Source organism: Xenorhabdus sp. PB62.4 (assembly GCF_014467285.1).
Lineage (GTDB): Bacteria > Pseudomonadota > Gammaproteobacteria > Enterobacterales > Enterobacteriaceae > Xenorhabdus.
This window is the reverse complement of sequence record NZ_NKHR01000001.1, coordinates 278,188-298,292: the sequence shown is the minus strand read 5'-3', so window position 1 is coordinate 298,292 and position 20,105 is coordinate 278,188. Positions and strand designations below refer to the sequence as shown.

Below are 20,105 nucleotides of genomic sequence, written 5' to 3'. Positions count from 1 at the left end.
ATGGAATAAAATTATGTTATATCCGACATTTATTGAAATAGATCAAGATGGCAGCCGCAGTGGTTTTTTAGCCTTGGCTGCCCGCAAGGTACTGCAATAACTTCCCAAAAGGAGCCTGTTTTTCAGGCTATTCTTCCATTCTAAATAGATATCAGAACCCCTCTCTTCTATACCCAATGAATTTCAAGATGCCGCACGATGGCAAAAAAGCTGATTCCCAAGAGCATAGATAATTATGTGACTGGGGTGAACTCAGCCAACAAAGGTGCTATTTGAAAGATGCCGGATGTAATTATATATTTTTAAAATTATTTCCATAGAAAGACACACGAACGATAAACAAAACCACAACCAAAAGAACAATTTCATAGCGAAATATTTACATGATTGCGTGAAACTGTTTATACTAATTTTACTTCAAGATGCTGATTTACCATGATGATTAATCGTTATAAATCAAATTGATATAAGTCAACCAACACTCATCTTAAGGTTTGTTGAGTATAATATTTTCTAATTGTTAGTTAACTACTTTGCATAATTTAGTCGTATTTTAAAGGTAAAATCCTTTAATTATAAAATTAGCAATATAAATTTTATTATTGTTGATTTTAAATTAGGTGGTTTAAATACCATTGAAGATTTTATTATTTACAACGACAGCATTATTATAGGCATAAATTACAGTCGCTATATTTTAGGTTGGCATTTAGAAACTGGTGAAGTATTAGGTAAGTTGTTTTGGGATCAAGATTATGCGAAAGGAATAATGAATATAGATAAAGAAAAATTTATTGTTTATGGTAGGAGCAGTAAAGTAAAAGAATACATTATGCATGACAATGATATATTACTTACAAAAATAGTGAATTGAAATGATAAAAATCACTGAGTTATGTTTTAGTTATAAGAGCAGAGAAATTAAAAAAAACATTTTTAAAAACATATTTTCATCAAATGAAATCGAAGTGGTTTTATTTGAAAATATGAATATTGAAATATTTAATGATAGCAAGATCATAGGACTGTTGGGAAAGAATGGAGCAGGAAAAACAACGTTAATAAAATTGATTTCAGGCATTTTGACACCAAATTCTGGGAATATTACTGTTTTTGGTATTGATTCAAATGGAAGGCCTCCTAATCTTTTATCTAACCTTGGTATTGTTTTTGGTAATAAATCAATGCTTTGGGAAGAGTTATCCCTCTATGAAAATATTGAACTTTTTTCTGCTATATATAAACGTAATTATGATAAGAATCATGTTGAAAATATGATAGAAATGTTGAACCTTAGAAGTATAGCAAGAAAACCAGCAAAAACGTGTTCTTTAGGTCAATCGGTGAAATCTAACTTGTTAATACATCTTCTTAATAGACCAAAATTACTGATATTGGATGAACCAACCATTGGGTTAGATATAGAATCACAAATTCTATTACGCAATATCTTAAAAGATTATGCTGAAAATAATGAAAGTAAAATACTGATCACCTCACATAATATGATAGACATTGCGGATATTTGCAAAGACATTATTTTCTTTAAAGAAGGTAAAATATCAAAAATAAATCTAAATAAGAATAACTCAAAAGAAAAGAATGCGCTATATCTAGAGGGACTTTTCTATGATAATTAAATTTTCTTTTATTGAAACCATTAGGGCGAAGAATATAATATTTGGTTACTTATTTATAATTGTAACATTATATGCAGTTGAACTCTCTTTTTGGGACACCATGACAAAATCAAATGATTTTGTTAACTATACGCATGATGAAATAATAATTTATATATTATGGTCTGTTATTATATTTCAATTGACAAGTATTACCGGATTTCCAGAAAATTTATCGTTCCATATTGAAGATGGCAGCATAGATAGGCTAATTATAATTCCAAAATCAATATTATTATATTATTCAGAATATGCTTTTGGGCAGATACTAGCCAGATTATTTATAATGTCACCATTGATTTTATTTATCATTATATACCAAAAGGATATTCCTAATTTTATTTATCTCTTTATTTCGTTATGTATAGGATTGTTTATCAACTTGTACTTAACAATGACATTGTCATGCATGGCGTTCAAGTTTAGAGGATCGTACTCTTTTATAGTTATTAAGGATACTTTATCATGGGTTCTTTCAGGCGCATTAATACCATTAGATGTATTTGGTGATTCTATAAAATCAATATTTAATTATATTCCATTTCAATATATTACCTATGTTCCAGTTAAAATTGCAACAAATTCAATGTCTGTTTATTTTATATTTAATGGTTTTTTAGTCATGATATGTTTAATGATTATTTTTAATTTGATTTGGAATTATATGTTAAAGTACAATCAAGGATATAATAGCAATGCTTAGAGTGATATTGATTGGTTTTAAAAGTGGATTTTCAGAAGCAAAAAAAAGCCCATTAAATTTTTGGTTATCCGCTTTTGTTAACTTGAATTATTATATAGCACAAGCATTTTTTTGGTATGCTATTTTAAATTCACAATCTTTAGGTTATATTTTATCTGATAATTTTGTTATTATATTTTTTTCTACAGTATGTTTGGTCGATAATTTTTATCTTTTTTTATTTGGCCGAGGAAGCTTCTTGCTGGTTAAAAAAGTTAAGTCATTAAAGTTAGAACCTCATTTAACATTACCTATAAATACTCAATTTTTATATGTTACTACAAATATTGCATTTGAGCATTTTTTGTTATCATTCTTATCTTTAGTATTATTTTTTACTGTACATATTTACCTTGGAACTGATATTTTGTTGGTTTTTTTACATTTGATGATGGCATTCGAAGGCGTCTTAATACTTACTTCAATTACATGGATTATAAGGACAACAATATTTTGGACGGCCTCATTAGTTAGTATTAAAAATTCAAATCCTTGCTTCAAAGTATTGGTGAGACCTGAACAATCTTTTCATGGTGTAGTTCGTTTTGTTCTCATGTTCATACTTCCGTGTCTATTTATAACTGGTGTTCCTGCCTCAGTAGCAAGTGGAATAATGAGCATAAAATGGTTTTTTATTCAAACTCTAGTTACATTAATTCTAATCTTTATAGCAAAATTGGTTTTTGATATAGGTTCTAAAAGGTATTCAAAATATATAACGTGAGGAAAAATGATGAAACTGGGAATTATTTCAGGAAGCCATAGATCGCATTCTAATTCTGGTAAAGTAGGCGATTTCTTCTATTCACTTGAAAGAACTAAAAAAACATTTAAGCATACTGAGCATTTCCATCTGGGAAATTTAGACATACCAATATGGGATGAGTCAATTTGGAATGAAGCAAAAGATCCTAAGTGGCATAAATGGAATTTAATATCACAATCTTTGATGAGCATTGATGCTTTTATTATTGTGGTTCCTGAGTGGGGAGGAATGGTGCCACCAAAACTAAAAAATCTACTTTTATTATGTAGTGATAACGAATTAGCACATAAACCAGCATTGCTAGTGTCAATATCCGCTGGAAATGGTGGCACTTTTTGTATTTCTGAATTAAGGTCATCTGGGTATAAAAACAATAAAATTTGTTTTATACCTGAGCATTTGATACTTCATAACATAGAGAAAGACGGCAATATAAATATATCTTCACAATTATCAGATAGAATGGAGTATTGCATAAATGTATTGCATGGATATGCTTATTATTTAAAAGCGTTTGTTGAAGAATATACTTCTGATAGTTATCGACCCTATCAGTCAGGTACTGCCGTGTATGATGATTTAATGCTTACTGAAGGTAGTCACTATAAAGTAGCTAGAGGAGGTAGTTTTACCAGATTTCGTGATCTATGTAGAACAAGAAGGCGACATGGAAGATATAATTCTCCTTTGTATATTATGGGATTCAGGATGGCGGAAAATCTGGATAGGTATTCAGCAGTAACAAGCCTCCATCACAATTTTTGAAGGAGGCTGTTGCGCAATGAAAGCGATCAGTTTATTGCGTGAAACCACCGTATTTTTAATCACTTTGCCAAGCGGGGACGCAATATGAACTTGAAACACTCGCTTTGCCAGATCAATTCCGATAACTTGTTCCATTGGACACCTCTTCATATTTTTGCTGATGTATTCAGCATGGTTCACTGAAGCCGTTTTGGGGAGGTGTCCATTTCATTAATTCGGGTTAATTATATAAAGATCTTTTGTGAAATACTCTCCCCTTGTGTTAGCATGAAAGCCACCAACATAAGGTTTAACCATATTATGATTAACATAAAAATAAATAGGAATAACCGGCAATTCTTTTGTTAATATATCAGATGCCTTCTGATAATAATCTTTATCATTAGTTTCAGACGCTTTTTCTAATAGCTGATCAAATTCGTCATTTGTATATAGAGATGTATTTTTTACTTGCTTAGATGAAAATAATGATAAGAACGTCATCGGACTATCATAATCCGCAACCCATGCCCGCCGGATAACATCAAATTTCCCTTGGTGCATATTATCTAACATGACTTTCCATTCCTGATTCTGCAAAACAGCATTTACACCAAGATTTTTTTTCCACATTGAGCTAACCGCAATGGCAATTTTTTTATGTCCTTCCTGCGTGTTATAAAGAAGATTAAAAGTAAGCGGGTTATTTTGATTAAACCCAGCATCATTCAATAACTCTTTAGCCTTGGCAATACGCTGCTCCTGAGTCCATGAAGCATAATCAGGTTGTTTAAAATTAAAGCCCCCTATATCTGGTGTGAGCATAGTATAAGCTGGTAATTGCCCCTGCCCCAAGATTTTATCAACAATAATATCCCTATCTACCGCCAAACTCAGTGCCTGCCTGACTCTGGCATCATTAAATGGTGGTTTTTTATTATTAAACTCATAAAAATATACAGTTGCTTTGGGAGAGAGCTTTACCTCATCAGGCAATGATTTTTTCAGTGATGGAAAAGATTCTGCGGCAATAGTAAAAGTAATATCGATTTCTCCCGCCAGATAACGGTTTAAATCTGATTTTTCTGAAGAAAGAGGAAGATAGGTTACTTTATTAATCACTGTATTTTTATCATCCCAATATTGGGTGTTTCTGACTCCGACTATTTTTTCATTAACAACCCACTCAGAAAGTTTATATGGCCCACTGCCCACAAATACTTCCGGTCTTGTCCATTTATCGCCATATTTTTTTACTGCCTTTTCACTTATCGGAAACATAGCGGGATGGGTCAGCATCTGTAGAAAATCTCCAACGGGCTTGTCCAGCCGTACTTCCAGCATCTCATCATTCAGTGCTTTTATCCCTAGTTCTTCTGTTTTTTTCTTACCGATCAAAACCTCATTTGCATTCACTACAGACGCATTTTCAAGATAGCTACCATAAGGAGAAACAGTATCAGGATCAATTAAACGCCGCCAACTGAATACAACGTCATGAGCTGTAATAGGTGAACCATCTGACCATTTGATATCTTTTCTTAAATGAAAAATCCAGGTTTTATTATCTTTGGTTTCCCAACTGCTTGCTAACCTTGGCTCAATCTTGCCCTGCTTATTAACCTGAATCAAACCATCAAAAAAATCACTGATAATATTGAATTCAACATTACTTGAAACTTTATGTGTATCCAATGAAGCTGGCTCTGAGCCATTATTGCGCACAATTTCCTGCTTAGCTGCCAGCTTTGTTCCTTCAGGAATTACCGCAGCATGAGATAATGCAATATTGTTCAATATAAGTGCCATAGCACAAGTAAGTAATTTTATTTTTTTATTGTTGATTATTTTTGACATATTTTAGCTCTCCATAATTGTATTTATTCTTACTTATCCAACTCATGATTTAATTAACTTATCAATCGCTATAATCAGAGCCTGTATTAACAGACTCTGATTTAAGGTTAGTACTTAATAATATAGAGATCTTTTGTCGATACATAATCCATTGGGCTAACGTAGAAACCGCCGACATACGGTTTTACCATGCGGTTAATAACATAATAATAAATAGGAATAACTGGCATATCATTGTCGAAAATATCCATTGCCTTTTGATAATAAGCAGTATCGTTGGTTTCACCTGCCTTAATGACCAACTGGTCGAATTCACTATTTTCATATAATGGTATGTTATGACTGCTTCCTGTCAGGAAAATTCCTAAAAAAGACATTGGGCTATTGTAGTCTGCCGTCCATGCGTATCTGACAACATCAAACTTATTCTGGTGCATATTATCCAACATCACTTTCCATTCCTGATTTTGTAAGCTGGCTTGAACCCCCAGGTTCTGCTTCCACATTGCCGTCACAGCAATGGCAAGTTTTTTATGGGATTCTCTTGTGTTATAAAGCAAATTAAATTTGAGCGGATTTTTCTCGTTAAAACCGGCCTCGTTCAATAATTCTTTGGCTTTTTTAATCCGCTGTACTTGTGTCCAGGAGGCATATTCTGGTGGGTTTAATGTGATCCCACCGATATTAGGTGGAAGAATATCGTAAGCAGGAAGCTGCCCCATCCCCAATACTTTTTCAGCAATCACATTCCTGTCTATGGCTAAACTTAATGCCTTCCTGACCCTGACATCATTAAATGGCGGTTTTTTAATATTGAAGACGTAATAATAAGTGCTGAGCATCGGATCAATATGCACTTGATCGCCTAATGTTTTCTTTAATGATGCAAAGGAATCCAATGGAATGGTAAAGGTAATATCAATTTCACCGGCAAGATAACGGTTTAAGTCCGACTTTTCTGACGTAAGGGCAAGATAAGTCACTTTATTGATTATTGTGTTTTTATTATCCCAATACTGAGGATTCCTGACACCGATAACATTTTCATTCACTTTCCATTCGGAGAGTTTGAACGCACCACTGCCCACAAAAGTATCGGGATGCGTCCATTTATCACCGTGTTTTTTAACCACTTTTGCACTAATCGGAACTAAAATCGGATGAGTCAGCATCTGCAAGAAATACGCCACGGGTTTATCGAGTTTTACTTCCAATGTGAGATCATCCAGTGCCTTAACACCAAGCTCTTCTGCTTTTTTCTTGCCTGATAATATATCGTCTGCATTAATAACGTGAGCAGTTCCAAGATAACTGCCATAGGGGGAACCCATTGTTGGATCAAGTAAACGCCGCCAGCTAAATACGACATCATGGGCGGTAATCGGTGAGCCGTCAGACCATTTAGCGCCTTTTCTGAGATGGAATACCCAGGTTTTATTATCTTTTGTTTCCCAACTTTCTGCCAATCTCGGTTCGATATTGCCTTTTCTATCGGTGTAGACCAAACCATCAAAAAAATCATGGATAATATTCAGCTCGACATTACTTTCTACTTTATGGACATCCAACGAAGCAGGGAAAGAGCCATTGTTACGCACAATTTCTTGTTTATCGGCCAATTGTGTTCCCGGCGGAACGACTGCGGCATAGGAGGGTGCAACGTTTGTTAAGAGTATTCCCATCGAACAGGTCAGGATTTGGGTGAACCTATTTTTGATTAGGCTCGCCATGATTTTTTTCATGTTTTGAATCTCCATTACTTACTGTTTTTATTATTACATTACGATACCATGTTTATTTTTTTACGATTTAAATTGACATTTTTAATGAATGAGAGTCTGCTAAAACAGGCTCTTAATGACTGAGATAATTTAGTGCTTAATAATATAAAGATCTTTTGTCGGCAAATTTCCCAGTGCATTAATATGAACACCACCGACATAAGGCTTAATTAATTGAACACGGACATAATAGTAAACCGGAATAGCAGGCATCTCCTTATTGAGAATATCAATAGCTTGTTGGTAATCGGCAGGATCGCCAGTTTCATCGGCTTTTAAAACCCATTGATCAAATTCCTTATTTTGATACCTCATATGGTTATTGGTATTTCCTGACATGAAAATATCGAAGAAGGTGGTTGGGCTATTATAATCAGCATTCCATGCGTATCTCGTCACTTCAAAGTCACCTTGAGCCATACTATCACTCTGTGTTTTAGTTTCCTGATTTTGTAAGATAACGTCCACACCTAGATTCTTTTTCCATGCCGAGCTGGCCGCAATAGCAATTTTTTTATGGGCTTCAGAAGTGTTATACAGCAAGGTAAACTTGAGCGGATTCTTTTCATTAAATCCCGCTTCTTTCAATAACGCGTTGGCCTTTGCCACACGCTGTTCTTGTGTCCATGAGGCATATTCAGGATGTTTTAAATAAATACCTCCAGCGCCCGGAGAGACCACATCATAAGCGGGTTTTTGACCATTGCCTAACACTTTGTCAGTAATAATGTTCCTGTCCAGTGCGAAAGCCAGCGCTTGCCTGACCCGAATATCATTAAATGGTGGTTTTTGTGTATTAAACAGATAGTAATAAACACTCAGTATGGGTTTAACATGCAACTGCTCACCAAACTTTTTCTTAACCATTGGCAAGAATTCTGATGGCCCACCGTTGGATATATCAATTTCTCCTGCCATATAACGGTTAAGATCAGCTTTATAATCGGATAGTGGCAAGTAAGTGACTTTATTTATGATGGTATTTTTATCATCCCAATAATAAGGGTTTCTGACGCCGACAATTTTCTCATTCACTATCCATTCAGACAGTTTGAAAGGCCCGTTGCTGACAAAAAATTGGGGTTGCGTCCATTTACTGCCATATTTTTTGATCACCTTTTCACTGACAGGTGACATCGCAGGGTGTGCCAGCATTTGCAGAAAACCGGCTTTGGATCTTTCCAGGGCAATTTCTATCGTTGAATCATCCAGTGCTTTAACCCCCAGTTCTTCAGGCTTTTTCTTACCAGACAGTACATTTTGTGCATTCACAACCGTGGCTTGAATCAGGTAGCTGCCGTAAGGGGAAATCGTGTCAGGCGTTACCAAGCGCTGAAAAGAAAAAACCACATCATGGGCTGTAATAGGTGTACCATCAGACCATTTAACCCCTTTTCTTAAATGGAAAATCCACGTTTTATTATCTTTAGTTTCCCAGCTTTCAGCTAAAGCAGGGATGATTTTCTCTTCTTTATCCGTATCAACCAAGCGTTCGAAAAAATCCAGCAAGATATCAAATTCACTACTGCCATCAGATTTATGCGGATCTAAAGAGCCGGGCTCAGAAAAATTATTCCGGGTAATTTCTTGTTTATCTGCTAATCGAACATTGGGAGGAACAACAGCAGCATAAGAGAACGTGATACCTCCTAATATTAAGCTAACAGAATAGGTTAATAATCTGGTTATTTTATTTTTTATCATCATTACCAGAATTTTCTGCATGTTAGTGATCTCCATAACTATTTTTATTATTAAACAATCATTACATATATTATTGTCACCTTATTAGCATTACCGATATAAATATTACTGGAACCAGTAATATCTTCGTGTAATAAGAAATCTTTCCTAAATTTATTCGAATGTATAAGTGCAACGCATAATACTTAACGTTGCACTTATGATCTGGATCAAACAGCCGTTACAGTATCTTTGATCTATCCGTTTTATCTAGCGTGTTCTGCGTTATCTTTTAACGCCATCACACTATTTTCCACCGAGATCAATAATTCGATCTTGTTTCGGATAGTGAATCGGGGATTTTTCTGTGAAATATTTAACAACCGCATACACATCAGGCACGTTATAGATGGGATCGGTGCCTTCTTTAAATACGGAGAAGTTACTTCCTCCTGTCGCCAGATATTCATTGGCCGCTACACGGTATTTCGCTTTCAGATCAATCGGTTTTCCATTGATTTTGATCGAGCTGACAATAACGCGATCACCAACAGGTTTAGTGCTGTCCCAAGAATACTGGAGGGTATGCGATACCGCCAGTACCTGTGGACGTGTGCGATCCCATTGCTGTTCCAGCAGGCGTTTAATCTGCTCACCAGTCAGTGTCTTGGTTACCATTATGTTAGAGAACGGCTGGACAGTATAAATTGCGTTATAAGTCATATCTCCCGCATCCATAGGCGCCCGGATACCGCCGTTGTTGACGAATGCAATCTGTGCTCCGCCATTTTCTTTAGCCGTGGTTGCATACAAATGAGCATCCGCGATCACTTTTCCCAATGCAGATTCTCCACTTTGGCTAATCTCATTGGTCAGATTGCTTTCCAATTTACCAACAATGCGGTTCGCCAGTGGTGTGGCAATTTTTTCATAGGATGACAACAGCTCGGTGATTTTTGGATCCTTGCTATATTTGCGGTTATCAACCCAAATATTTTCAGCCTTGAAATCCACGACATCTTTCGTCGTTTTATCCAGTTTCAGATCCAATTGAGTAAGCAGTGCGCCATTGGATTCGGCTGTTCGGGTTTTCTTGTTTCAGTTCTTTAATCAAGGTAGCCATATGTTCAATGCCACCCGGCTGATTGGGACCGGGTGCCTTTAATGCGCCGTGAAAGTCATTCAGGCCCAGAACCCGTACATCCACCACATTTGCCGGATCATAGGCAGGTTTGGTTGCACACCCTACCAACAAGGCGGTGCCAATCGCAATCGGAAGTAATTTGTATTTATAATTCACTATGTTATCTCTTAATGTTCAGGCTTTGGACAGTCAATCACTTCAAAATTCTTGCTATAGCAGATATAGAATTCGTCACGAGTAATCTGAATATGTTTACCTTTCAATACCGGATTATGTTCTTGCAGGAATTGGATCAGTTTTTCATTGGACGGCCGGCCTTCCGGCAATATCAGGCTGTTGAAAAGCGCCTGCTGTTTGCTGAAATAGTGTTTTGCGGTATCGAAGGCACAAACACCGTGTTTTTCCCATTCAGCTTGCAGCAAATCGATGCCGGGAGAGGTACACAGGTAAGGTTTAATGGTTTGGTAATCCAACGCAGGCAGATCCCCTTTACACAAACGAGGATGTTTTCGAATATCTGACCAGTCGCGGCACTCTTCCATGGATTTGCCATCGCAGGTTTCGGCCCATAAGCCATGCAGTATCCAGCCAAATTTATTATCAGAGAAGCATTGCAGTTTGAATTTTTCATATTCTCGCTGTGCCTTGGCTTTCTCATTCTCGTTTTGCAGGCGTTTTATGTCGTTCATTTTGTAATCACAAAATGAAGGTGAGTAGTTAATAGCCAGTTTAAAGTAGTCAGTTGAAGCCTTGTCGTTCTGCCCATAATGATCAGTTTTTATATCATAGTCGTAATTGGCGGTGGGTTGCTCTGGCACGATGCAGGCAGTCCCTTCCACCAGATTGGCTTGTGCCCTCAGAGGTCCGTGGGTTTCGGGAGAAGTAGCACATCCCGCGGCCATTATTGCCAAAACAAGAGGTAACGGTTTTAGAAAACGCATAGCAATCAATCCACTGTCAGATAAATCGTCCGCCTGCTCCCAATGGAGCAGGCATCAATATCAAGTTTTACTTTTTCTCTGCTAAATCAATTTGATAGATAGCAAAACCGATATCATCGTTTTTCAAGTACTTCACGGGATATTGGGCATGTTCTTTAATGAATTTCGCCGCTTTTTCTGATGGCGAAGTTTCAAAGCGTACATCCAGCTTTTTATCTGTCTTAATTGGCAAGAATGACCAATTGTTTTCAGCCTGTGTGGAGACTACGCCTTTCTCTTTAGTGATCCTGGAAATGTAAGAAGCCAAAATAGTGCGGTTTTCATCCGGTGAAGCAAACGCAATGTGATCTTCTCCGGTTCCTGCAAATTTACCGCCGTAACCGCGGTAGTTATTGGTGGCAACCAGGAAAGTGGCTTTCGGATCAATCGGCTTACCCTGATAGGTCACGTCTTTAATGCGGTTCGCGCCTTTATTGATAAGCTGGCAATCTGTGTCATATTTGGCTGGCTGAGTCAGATCTATTTTATAGTTAACACCTGTAATCGTGTCGAAATTATAAGTACGGAAGCCATCCCAGTTCAGCAATTCTTGCGGTTTGGTGGACGTTGGATCGATCTGGTTAAACATGCCCGCAGAGCATTCCAGCCATTCAACCACATCCGCGCCCGTTGCTTTAACGACAACCAGTGTATTCGGGTAGAGGTACAGGTCAGCCGCGTTACGGAAAGTCAGATCACCTTTTTCCACTTCCACAAAGTCAGCCGGCGCATTTTTGCGCCCGCCCGCTTTGAAAGGTGCGGCTGCCGCCAAGACAGGAATTCCTTCCAGATTCGGATCACCCTGAATGAAGCGCTTGGTGTAATCCACCTGCGCATCGTTGACAATCTGGACGGTGGGATCGCTTTGGATCAGCGCCAGATAGCTGTACATGTTGGCAGAGGTTTTACCAATGAATTTACCAACGAAGTTGCGGGTTCCCTGATGATCTTTTTCTATGATGGAGGCCAGTTTGCTATCTCGCTCGACCAGTGCTTTTTTATGGACTTTGTCATAAATAGGGCGAGCTTCTGCCTTGGCTGATTCGACTTTCCATTCACCACTGTCGTTATTGATCACCATGTCAACAACACCCAGATGATCGCCCCACTGCCCCGGCATCACAGCCGGAATACCATTCACCGTTCCGTTGGCAACATCGACGCCTTTGACTTCCGCATATTCTTTACTTGGGAACACGCCATGGGCATGGCCGAACATAATGGCATTAATACCGGGAACTTCACTCAGATAGTAAACGGAGTTCTCTGCCATTGCCTTATAAGGTTCTTGGGAAAAACCAGAGTGCGGAATGGCAATGATCAGGTCAGCACCCTCTTTCTTCATTTGCGGGACAAATTTTTTCGCAGTTTCCGTAATGTCATTGACAACAACTTTACCGTCCAGATTTGCTTTGTCCCAAATACTGATTTGTGGTGGAACAAAGCCGATATAACCCACTTTAATTGTATGCTCTTTGCCATCCCGGTCTTTTACAGGGGTATCAACGATAATATAAGGTGTAAAGTAGTTTTTGCCGGTTTTGGCATCCATGATATTCGCGTTGATATAAGGGAATTTGGCACCGGCAATGGCCTGTTTTAGGTAATCCAGTCCAAAGTTGAATTCATGGTTACCAAAGTTGCCTACGGTATAACCCATGGTATTCATCAGTTGATGGGCAGGATGAACGTCCCCTTTTTTCAGTCCCTTTGCCGCTATGTAATCTGCAAGCGGGCTGCCTTGAATTAAGTCACCGTTATCAACCAAAATTGCGTTGGTGGCTTCAGACTTGGCCGCCTTGATTAAGTTCGCAGTACGAACCAAACCAAATTGCTCTGTAGATTTATCTTTAAAGTAATCGAAATCCATCAGGTTGCTGTGAATATCCGAGGTTTCCATCACTCGTAAATCGACTGTCGCCGCGTTCACATTGAATGCCACCAACATTGCTAATGTTGATATTTTCAACACACTCTTCATCATGCTATGCCCCTTTATAGAATGATACGGGAGAGCCAAAATGCGCCCTCCCTGTGAAATTTTGCTTAAAAAGACAAACGTGCTCCTGTACCCAGAATGGTTTGTTTTTTATTTTTGTAAGCCGGATTGTCGCTACGGACATCATCATATGCCGTTTCAACAAACAGGATCAGGTCATTGTACTTAGAAACCGCAAAACGTTTATCTAAACCGACCGTATAAGTCTGTTTTTTATAGTTGAATGTATTGGCATCCCCGTCACGCAGGTAATATCCTGCGTACATGCCGCTGCCTATTTTATCCCAATGCCACTTTCCCGCCAGACCGTAGAGATTGGCTTTCCAGTCACCTTTAACCGATTTTTCCTGTAAGTTCCCGCCATTACCTTCTTTGTACACCAGTCCTGAGTTTTTGGAACGTGCCAAGCCGTAATCGAAACCAACGGAGAATTCACGGCCGGGGAAATAATATTCCACCCCCACAGCCAGCAGGCTATCTTGTGGAGAGGCTAATCCTGCTTCGCTGACACTCTTTCCTTTATTGTCCCCTTGACTTACCGTAATTGGTTTTCTGCTTTCCCCTGTTGCCTGAGCATAACCAGCGCTGGCTTCCAGACCAAAGTCTGATTTATAAAAACCGGCCACCGAATAAGCACTACGGATATCACCGTGCTGGCGTTCGTTATCATCACCGGATTTGCCGCTGTAGGTTGCAGCGAGGTTGAAACCTTTATAACTGTTGGTTTGGAAGAAGAGGGTTTGAGGTAAACGGGTGAGGAAATTATTTTTACCAACACCACCTTTATTATAGCCCGTTGCGCTGCTCAAGACATCGCCAAAATAGAATACGCCAGTGTTGCCATAACCGGGGCTGGATTTTTTCACCCAATCGATAGGAATATAAGTACGACCAACCCGCATTTCACCGATATCAAGATGAGAAGCACCGATATAGCCAACACGATTATACATCTCAAAGCTGGTTTTATTATTGTCGCTATTGGATTTTTGTGTATCAGAGCCCCACTCCATTTTACCGAACACTTTGATTTCTCTGGTCAGTTCATGGCTGGCGCTGACACCAATACGACTGCTATCGTCTTTGATTCGGATATCACGATCTTCACTGCTTACGGTCGTTTTCAGACGAAACTGCCCCGTCAAATCCACGCTGGTTCCTTTATCGTTATATACCGTCGCCGCATTGGCGCTGCCAGACATCACCAATAATCCAATTAAAGTCGCCAATGGCTTCATGCTTCTCATAATAAGACACCCATAAAATATTAAATTTAATAATCTGATTTTCTTTCAAGTAAAAGTTTTCAGGAAAAAACCCACCCTATCGCAGACTAAGCTGCAATATATTCAGGGTAATAAATACCCGTCACGATCCTTTAACCAAAAGAAAATCGCTTAAAAAAATGACCAGTTTTGAATATTATTGAAAGTTATCTCTATTACATCTTCCTGTTGAGAGTTTTTATCAACACCAATATGGAGTAAGTAATCAAAATGATTGGTAACAATCGTTAGTTTTATTTTTAAGCAAACAACCACCGGAGAATTAAATTCTAATCTCCTTGAATGCCTAAATTCAGTTTATTGCACTTGTTAATAATAACCTAAAAAAACAGTATTTTTCGTGAAGAAAACCACATTAACACAAATATATAGACAAAATATTACAATTATATGTGACAAACATCACATAATTTTACCAAGCATCATTGGCAATACAAATATTAGCCATAAGAACATACAAAAGCCTTGTTTATCATGTCATTAAAAAAATACATTTAGCCTATTCTTTTCATCACCATTTTTTATTTATTTAATAGATCGTCTTTTTTATCACCTAAAGAGTTAATAAATTTAAAGTCAGGTACGATGTTTTATTCATCAATAAATAAATATATTTTAATTCTGTATAAAACTTTCATCATAAATATAATGAATCTATTAATTTATTATTCCTATTATTACGCATAACATAGAAAACAAATTAACGCATAAGGTTACAAATTTAACTTAAGTAAGGCTTTAATAACCCAGACATCTTTGTGATGAGAAGATAAATAAAACAAGTGAAGATAGAAGCCATATATCATGATTATTCATATTTCAAGTTGCGGTTTTTATTTGCTTTCATTCTCCGGTGCACGCAACTTGAAATCTATTAAGGGTATCGGATTCAGGTATTTTTAATCGATACCTGTTATTGCTGAGGCCACAACCAAGCAGCTCCGCGCACACCACTAGAATCACCATGCACAGCTTTTCTAATCGGTGTAGCACACTCTCCGCCGAACACCCACTCTTTGACCAAATCTGGCAAGGTTTGGTAGAGACGATCAACGTTACTCATTCCACCACCGAGCACAATCACATCCGGATCAAGTAAATTAATGACTTGTGCCAAGGCCCGTGCTAAGCGCCTTTCATAACGGCGCATTGCCAATTCGGCCAGTTCATCCTCTTGTGCCACAGCTTCGATAATTTCATGGCCAGTTTTATGTAACCCGCTTAAGAGAAGATAATCCCTCATAAAACCCGTTCCCGATACAAAAGTTTCGGTACATCCCGGTTTGCCACAAAAACAATGAACTTCTGCCTGATACGCTCGATCTTCTTCATCCATCCACGGTAACGGGTTATGTCCCCATTCTCCTGCCAGCCCATTCCCGCCCGCATGAACCCGACCATCAAACGCAATCCCGGAACCACAACCCGTCCCAATGATAACAGCGAATACCATTGGCATTCCCGCCCCTGCGCCGTCAGTGGCTTCTGATACCGCCAAGCAGTTTGCATCGTTGGCAATACGTATTTCACGCCCCAACAAAGCAGCCATATCCTTATCCAAGATTTGGCCGTTCATCCAAACAGAATTGGCATTTTTAACTTTTCCGGTAAAAGGCGAAATAGCACCAGGTATTCCAATCCCCACTGTACCTTGCTGACCGGTTGCCTGTTCTGCATCGTTAATCAGCTTAACGATCGCTTTCAAGGTTTTTTGATAGTCATTACGAGGTGTATCTCCCCGTTTACGAAACAGCTCTTCCCCCTGATCACCTAATGCGATCACTTCAATCTTGGTTCCACCCAGATCAATACCTATGCGCATAGCTTACCTTTTCTATTTAGTGCCTATTCAGGCAGGCACCGAGTGCAATGAGATTTTTTATTATATGAAATTAAGGAAGTTATTATATGAAACTCATGAAGTTCTAGGGCTTCGTCACATGATTCGTTATTATGCACCCTTATGTTTTAATATGACCTTTGTCATGATGCGCAACAATATGGGGTAACTGCATGTTATGGTTCAAAAATTTAATGATTTACCGTTTAAACCGAGAAATATCTCTTTCTGCGGATGAACTGGAAAAACAATTAAGCCCATTGGCATTCACCCCGTGTGGCAGTCAGGATATGATGAAAACCGGCTGGGTTTCCCCAATGGGTTCTCACAGCGAAGCATTGACTCATGCTTCTGGCAACCAAATCCTGATTTGCGCACGCAAGGAAGAGAAAATGCTGCCTTCCCCTGTCATTAAACAGGAATTACAGGCAAAAATAACTCGCCTGGAAGGTGAACAACACCGTAAGCTGAAAAAAACAGAAAAAGACTCCCTGAAAGATGAAGTCATCCACACTCTGTTGCCAAGAGCATTTAGCCGTTTCAACCAGACCTATATTTGGATCGATACCGTCAATCATCTGATCATCGTTGATGCCGCCAGTGCAAAACGTGCTGAAGATAACCTGGCACTATTGAGAAAAACACTCGGCTCATTGCCGGTCGTTCCCCTGACATTCACCGATCCTATTGAACTGACCTTAACCGAATGGGTGCGTTCAGGTAATCTGCCTACAGGTTATGCCCTGATGGATGAAGCCGAACTGAAAGCGATTCTGGAAGAAGGTGGGGTTATCCGCTGTAAGAAGCAAGAGTTGGTTTCAGACGAAATCGCAACCCATATTGAATCCGGCAAGTATGTCACCAAACTGGCATTGGATTGGGAAGAACGCGTTCAATTCATGCTGTCAGATGAGGGTTCTTTTAAACGTATTAAATTCAGCGAAACCCTTCGTGAACAAAACGATGATATCGATCGTGAAGATGTTGCCCAACGATTTGATGCCGATTTTACCCTGATGACGGGTGAATTAAGCGCACTGATCAAAAACACCATTGATGCGCTGGGTGGCGAAGCAGAAAAATAATAGAGGCAGAAAGGTAAAGCAGAAAGGTAAATAACTGGCGAACTGCCTGCAACGGTGATATCCATTGAGGCAGTTCGACGGGATAATTAGAAGCGATAAACCAAACCAACGCCAAAGATATCATCGGTGTTGATCTTAGTTTTCTTGCTGAAATCATTGTCTTTCAGCAAATTAAATTGATATTCAGCATAGGTGCCCATATTTTTGTTGAAATTGTAGAAAGCACCTACTGAAACATACTTCACCAAATCTTCAGAACCCTTGGATGCCAGAATGCGCTTATCAGCCAGGTCGTTGCCCAGATCTTTGCCTTTAGAATAAACAAAAGCAAGGGATGGACGCAGGCCAAAATCAAACTGATACTGAGCTGTCAGCTCGATGTTTTCGGTTTTATTGGCAAACATTGTGTGTCCGTCCACGGAGCTGCCAAATCTGGTTAAGTTACGGGTTTCACCATACATGGCCGCCAGATAGACGTTATTTCGGTCATATTTGGCAGAGACGCCCCAGGCTTCAGCTTTATTCCCTTTAGCCAGTACCTTAGCGCCATCACTCCCCAGTTTTTGGGCCGAAGTACGGTTAGAGTTACCATATGCAGCACCAATACTGAAACCGTTATCAAAATCATAGGAACTAGAAAGACCAAAACCGTCACCGTTTTGCCTTGAAATATCACTACGACTATTTTTAGTACCACCGTCATTTTTAGCTTGATACTGCAAAGCAAAATTCAGCCCATCCACCAGACCAAAAAAGTCAGTATTACGATATGTCAGTAACCCTGTCGAACGCCCCATCATGAAATTATCAGTTGCCGCCATGGAATCACCACCAAATACTGGCAATGCGTCCGTCCATGCGTTGACATCATAAACGATCCCCATATTACGTCCATAATCCAATGAGCCGTATTCGCCGTATTTCAAACCCGCGAACGCGTAACGTGTTCTGGTATTTTTTCCACTCTCCGTTTCCACGCCGTTGGCACCCATATTAAATTCCCAACGCCCGAAACCAGTCAGTTTATCCGTAATTTGGGTTGAACCTTTAATACCTACACGACCAACAGAGCTATCTCCAGATTCTGTATTTGATTTGGAGAATGTTCTCTGAACATCGGCTTTACCATATAAATCAATTTTATTGCCATCCTTATTATAAATCTCAGCAGCATTTGCAGTGCCTGTGATGCCTGTGATGAGAAGTACCGGAAGTGCCATTGCTATTGCGTTGTGTCTTATCATTATCATGATCCTCATTGATATTGTTATTTTTTCGCCACCGCCAAGAAATTCACATTCCAAGAAATCTTTTCCGGAATAAATGATCAGGTGTGAGCGGAATATTTTTTACATGAACTAGTTACCAAAATGTTAAATTTGTAACAAGCAATAGCGATACTAAGATTTAATACAACCTTTTGCTAACAAAAATTAACAAAAAGTGCCATCCTGTGATGGGAGTCACAATGCGAGCATGAATCCAATGATCTTATCGTATTAAATATGAGAATAAATCATTTAAAACAGTTAGTTATAAACATTAAATGATGTAATAAAAAATATGCTTTTCCGCAATTAAGGCTTTTTTTATTTTAATATATATTTTTTCATTAAAATTTAATTTTTCACGATCGTTAATAATATATTTAGTTATATTAACTGATTGATATTGTTGACAAGCTCCCTTGATTTCTGTATTTGGTGAAAGGTGATTTAATCCTTCCATTTAAAATAAAATCAGTAAATTCTGTTTGTTAATGGAATCACGCCAATGTGGTACAAATATTAACGATTCATAGGGTGCTAAAATGGCAGAAAATCATTCGCGTCCACGGGGTCGCCCCACAATTCCAGAGCAGGAAATACGCCAAAAGATTCACGATGTCACATTTTTACTTATTGTTAATCAAGGCTATAACAAAACAACGATGGATGTTGTTGCCAAGAAAGCCGGCATCGCCAAGAAAACGCTCTATCGTTTTGTTAAGAATCGAGAAGATTTGCTTGAACAAGTTGTCATTCACTGGACTGATAATTTTATTCCCGTTTTTGAGAAAGAAGCCAATAACCCTCAACAACTCATCAAGTTATTAAAAATATATTTAGCAGAAATAGCGGAGAGGTCATTATCGACAAACGCTGTAGGTTTATTCAAATTACTGCAATCTGATTTTCCTTTTCGTGAGATATTGCTGGATAAATATCAGCAAAGCGGTATTGAAAGAAACCAGAATATTCTCGCCAATTGGCTTGAACGCCAGTATCAACGGGGGCTATTGAAAAAACTGGATTACCGCCTTGCCAGTGAATTGATGATCTCAATGGTCATTGCAGAACCCCTCAGGAAAATGGCGCTAGGTCTTCTCCCACCCCTGCCGGAAACAGATATTATGCCTCGTATTACCGCAGCAATCACATTACTCAATAATGGGTTTATAAAGAAATAATCATTATTTATCCATTATGTTACTTTCATTAAAATATAAATCGGCGCTGAAAAAACAAATAAATCAGCGC

At 38.5% G+C, this 20,105-nt stretch carries 17 protein-coding genes; 6 read left to right on the top strand and 11 right to left on the bottom strand.

The features are described from left to right. The first annotated feature begins 875 nt into the window (after positions 1-875). Genes Xenpb_RS01250 through Xenpb_RS01235 form a run of 4 tightly spaced genes read left to right on the top strand, consistent with a single transcriptional unit; the run spans position 876 to position 3,952 of the window. Positions 876-1,640: an ATP-binding cassette domain-containing protein gene (locus Xenpb_RS01250; RefSeq protein ID WP_187652725.1), complete on the top strand. Its 765-nt coding sequence runs from the start codon at positions 876-878 to the stop codon at positions 1,638-1,640. Next, the gene (locus tag Xenpb_RS01245; protein WP_187652724.1) at positions 1,630-2,382 is read left to right on the top strand and encodes an ABC-2 family transporter protein; all 753 of its coding nucleotides are present in this window, start codon (positions 1,630-1,632) and stop codon (positions 2,380-2,382) included. The genes Xenpb_RS01250 and Xenpb_RS01245 overlap by 11 nt, the downstream gene beginning before the upstream one ends. Beyond that, positions 2,375-3,145: an ABC-2 family transporter protein gene (locus Xenpb_RS01240; RefSeq protein WP_187652723.1), complete on the top strand. Its 771-nt coding sequence runs from the start codon at positions 2,375-2,377 to the stop codon at positions 3,143-3,145. Before Xenpb_RS01245 ends, Xenpb_RS01240 begins: the two co-directional genes overlap by 8 nt. 9 nt (positions 3,146-3,154) lie before the next feature. Next, on the top strand, positions 3,155-3,952 hold the full coding sequence (locus Xenpb_RS01235; RefSeq protein ID WP_255522987.1) for an NAD(P)H-dependent oxidoreductase: 798 nt from the start codon (positions 3,155-3,157) through the stop codon (positions 3,950-3,952). Here Xenpb_RS01235 and Xenpb_RS01225 read toward each other — a convergent pair. The 10 genes from Xenpb_RS01225 to mak form a co-directional block, all read right to left on the bottom strand. Then, a complete protein-coding gene (locus tag Xenpb_RS01225) occupies positions 3,920-4,087 on the bottom strand; it encodes a hypothetical protein (RefSeq protein WP_255522986.1) in 168 nt (55 codons plus the stop codon). The genes Xenpb_RS01235 and Xenpb_RS01225 overlap by 33 nt on opposite strands. A 75-nt stretch (positions 4,088-4,162) precedes the next feature. After that, positions 4,163-5,788, bottom strand: coding sequence for an ABC transporter substrate-binding protein (locus Xenpb_RS01220; RefSeq protein WP_187652722.1), 1,626 nt, complete (start codon positions 5,786-5,788; stop codon positions 4,163-4,165). Between the two features lie 107 nt (positions 5,789-5,895). Next, entirely contained in the window at positions 5,896-7,530 is a 1,635-nt protein-coding gene (locus Xenpb_RS01215; protein WP_187652721.1) for an ABC transporter substrate-binding protein, read from the bottom strand. Between the two features lie 129 nt (positions 7,531-7,659). Next, positions 7,660-9,294: an ABC transporter substrate-binding protein gene (locus Xenpb_RS01210; RefSeq protein WP_187652720.1), complete on the bottom strand. Its 1,635-nt coding sequence runs from the start codon at positions 9,292-9,294 to the stop codon at positions 7,660-7,662. Positions 9,295-9,558: 264 nt separating this feature from the next. Further along, positions 9,559-10,302, bottom strand: coding sequence for a bifunctional UDP-sugar hydrolase/5'-nucleotidase (locus Xenpb_RS01205; RefSeq protein ID WP_255522985.1), 744 nt, complete (start codon positions 10,300-10,302; stop codon positions 9,559-9,561). Beyond that, the gene (locus Xenpb_RS19825; RefSeq protein WP_368666787.1) at positions 10,283-10,552 is read right to left on the bottom strand and encodes a hypothetical protein; all 270 of its coding nucleotides are present in this window, start codon (positions 10,550-10,552) and stop codon (positions 10,283-10,285) included. Before Xenpb_RS19825 ends, Xenpb_RS01205 begins: the two co-directional genes overlap by 20 nt. 11 nt (positions 10,553-10,563) lie before the next feature. Beyond that, positions 10,564-11,337: a ribonuclease gene (locus Xenpb_RS01200; protein ID WP_187652719.1), complete on the bottom strand. Its 774-nt coding sequence runs from the start codon at positions 11,335-11,337 to the stop codon at positions 10,564-10,566. A 67-nt stretch (positions 11,338-11,404) separates the two neighbouring features. After that, positions 11,405-13,360 carry a bifunctional 2',3'-cyclic-nucleotide 2'-phosphodiesterase/3'-nucleotidase gene (locus Xenpb_RS01195; protein ID WP_187652718.1) on the bottom strand — a complete coding sequence of 652 codons (1,956 nt, stop codon included), beginning with the start codon at positions 13,358-13,360 and terminating at the stop codon, positions 11,405-11,407. Positions 13,361-13,422: 62 nt separating this feature from the next. Next, positions 13,423-14,622: a porin gene (locus Xenpb_RS01190; RefSeq protein ID WP_187652717.1), complete on the bottom strand. Its 1,200-nt coding sequence runs from the start codon at positions 14,620-14,622 to the stop codon at positions 13,423-13,425. A 952-nt stretch (positions 14,623-15,574) separates the two neighbouring features. Further along, a complete protein-coding gene (gene mak / locus Xenpb_RS01185) occupies positions 15,575-16,483 on the bottom strand; it encodes a fructokinase (protein ID WP_187652716.1) in 909 nt (302 codons plus the stop codon). A 191-nt stretch (positions 16,484-16,674) separates the two neighbouring features. Between mak and rdgC the strand changes: the two genes are divergently transcribed. Next, positions 16,675-17,586 carry a recombination-associated protein RdgC gene (gene rdgC, locus Xenpb_RS01180; RefSeq protein ID WP_187652715.1) on the top strand — a complete coding sequence of 304 codons (912 nt, stop codon included), beginning with the start codon at positions 16,675-16,677 and terminating at the stop codon, positions 17,584-17,586. An 86-nt stretch (positions 17,587-17,672) separates the two neighbouring features. Here the strand turns inward: rdgC and Xenpb_RS01175 are convergent, their stop codons facing one another. Next, positions 17,673-18,830 (bottom strand): porin, encoded by a 1,158-nt coding sequence (locus Xenpb_RS01175; protein ID WP_222942830.1) that lies wholly within the window; start codon positions 18,828-18,830, stop codon positions 17,673-17,675. A 566-nt stretch (positions 18,831-19,396) separates the two neighbouring features. On the opposite strand from Xenpb_RS01175, the gene Xenpb_RS01165 reads away from it, so the two are divergent. After that, positions 19,397-20,035: a TetR/AcrR family transcriptional regulator gene (locus Xenpb_RS01165; protein WP_187652713.1), complete on the top strand. Its 639-nt coding sequence runs from the start codon at positions 19,397-19,399 to the stop codon at positions 20,033-20,035. The last annotated feature ends 70 nt before the right edge of the window (positions 20,036-20,105 follow it).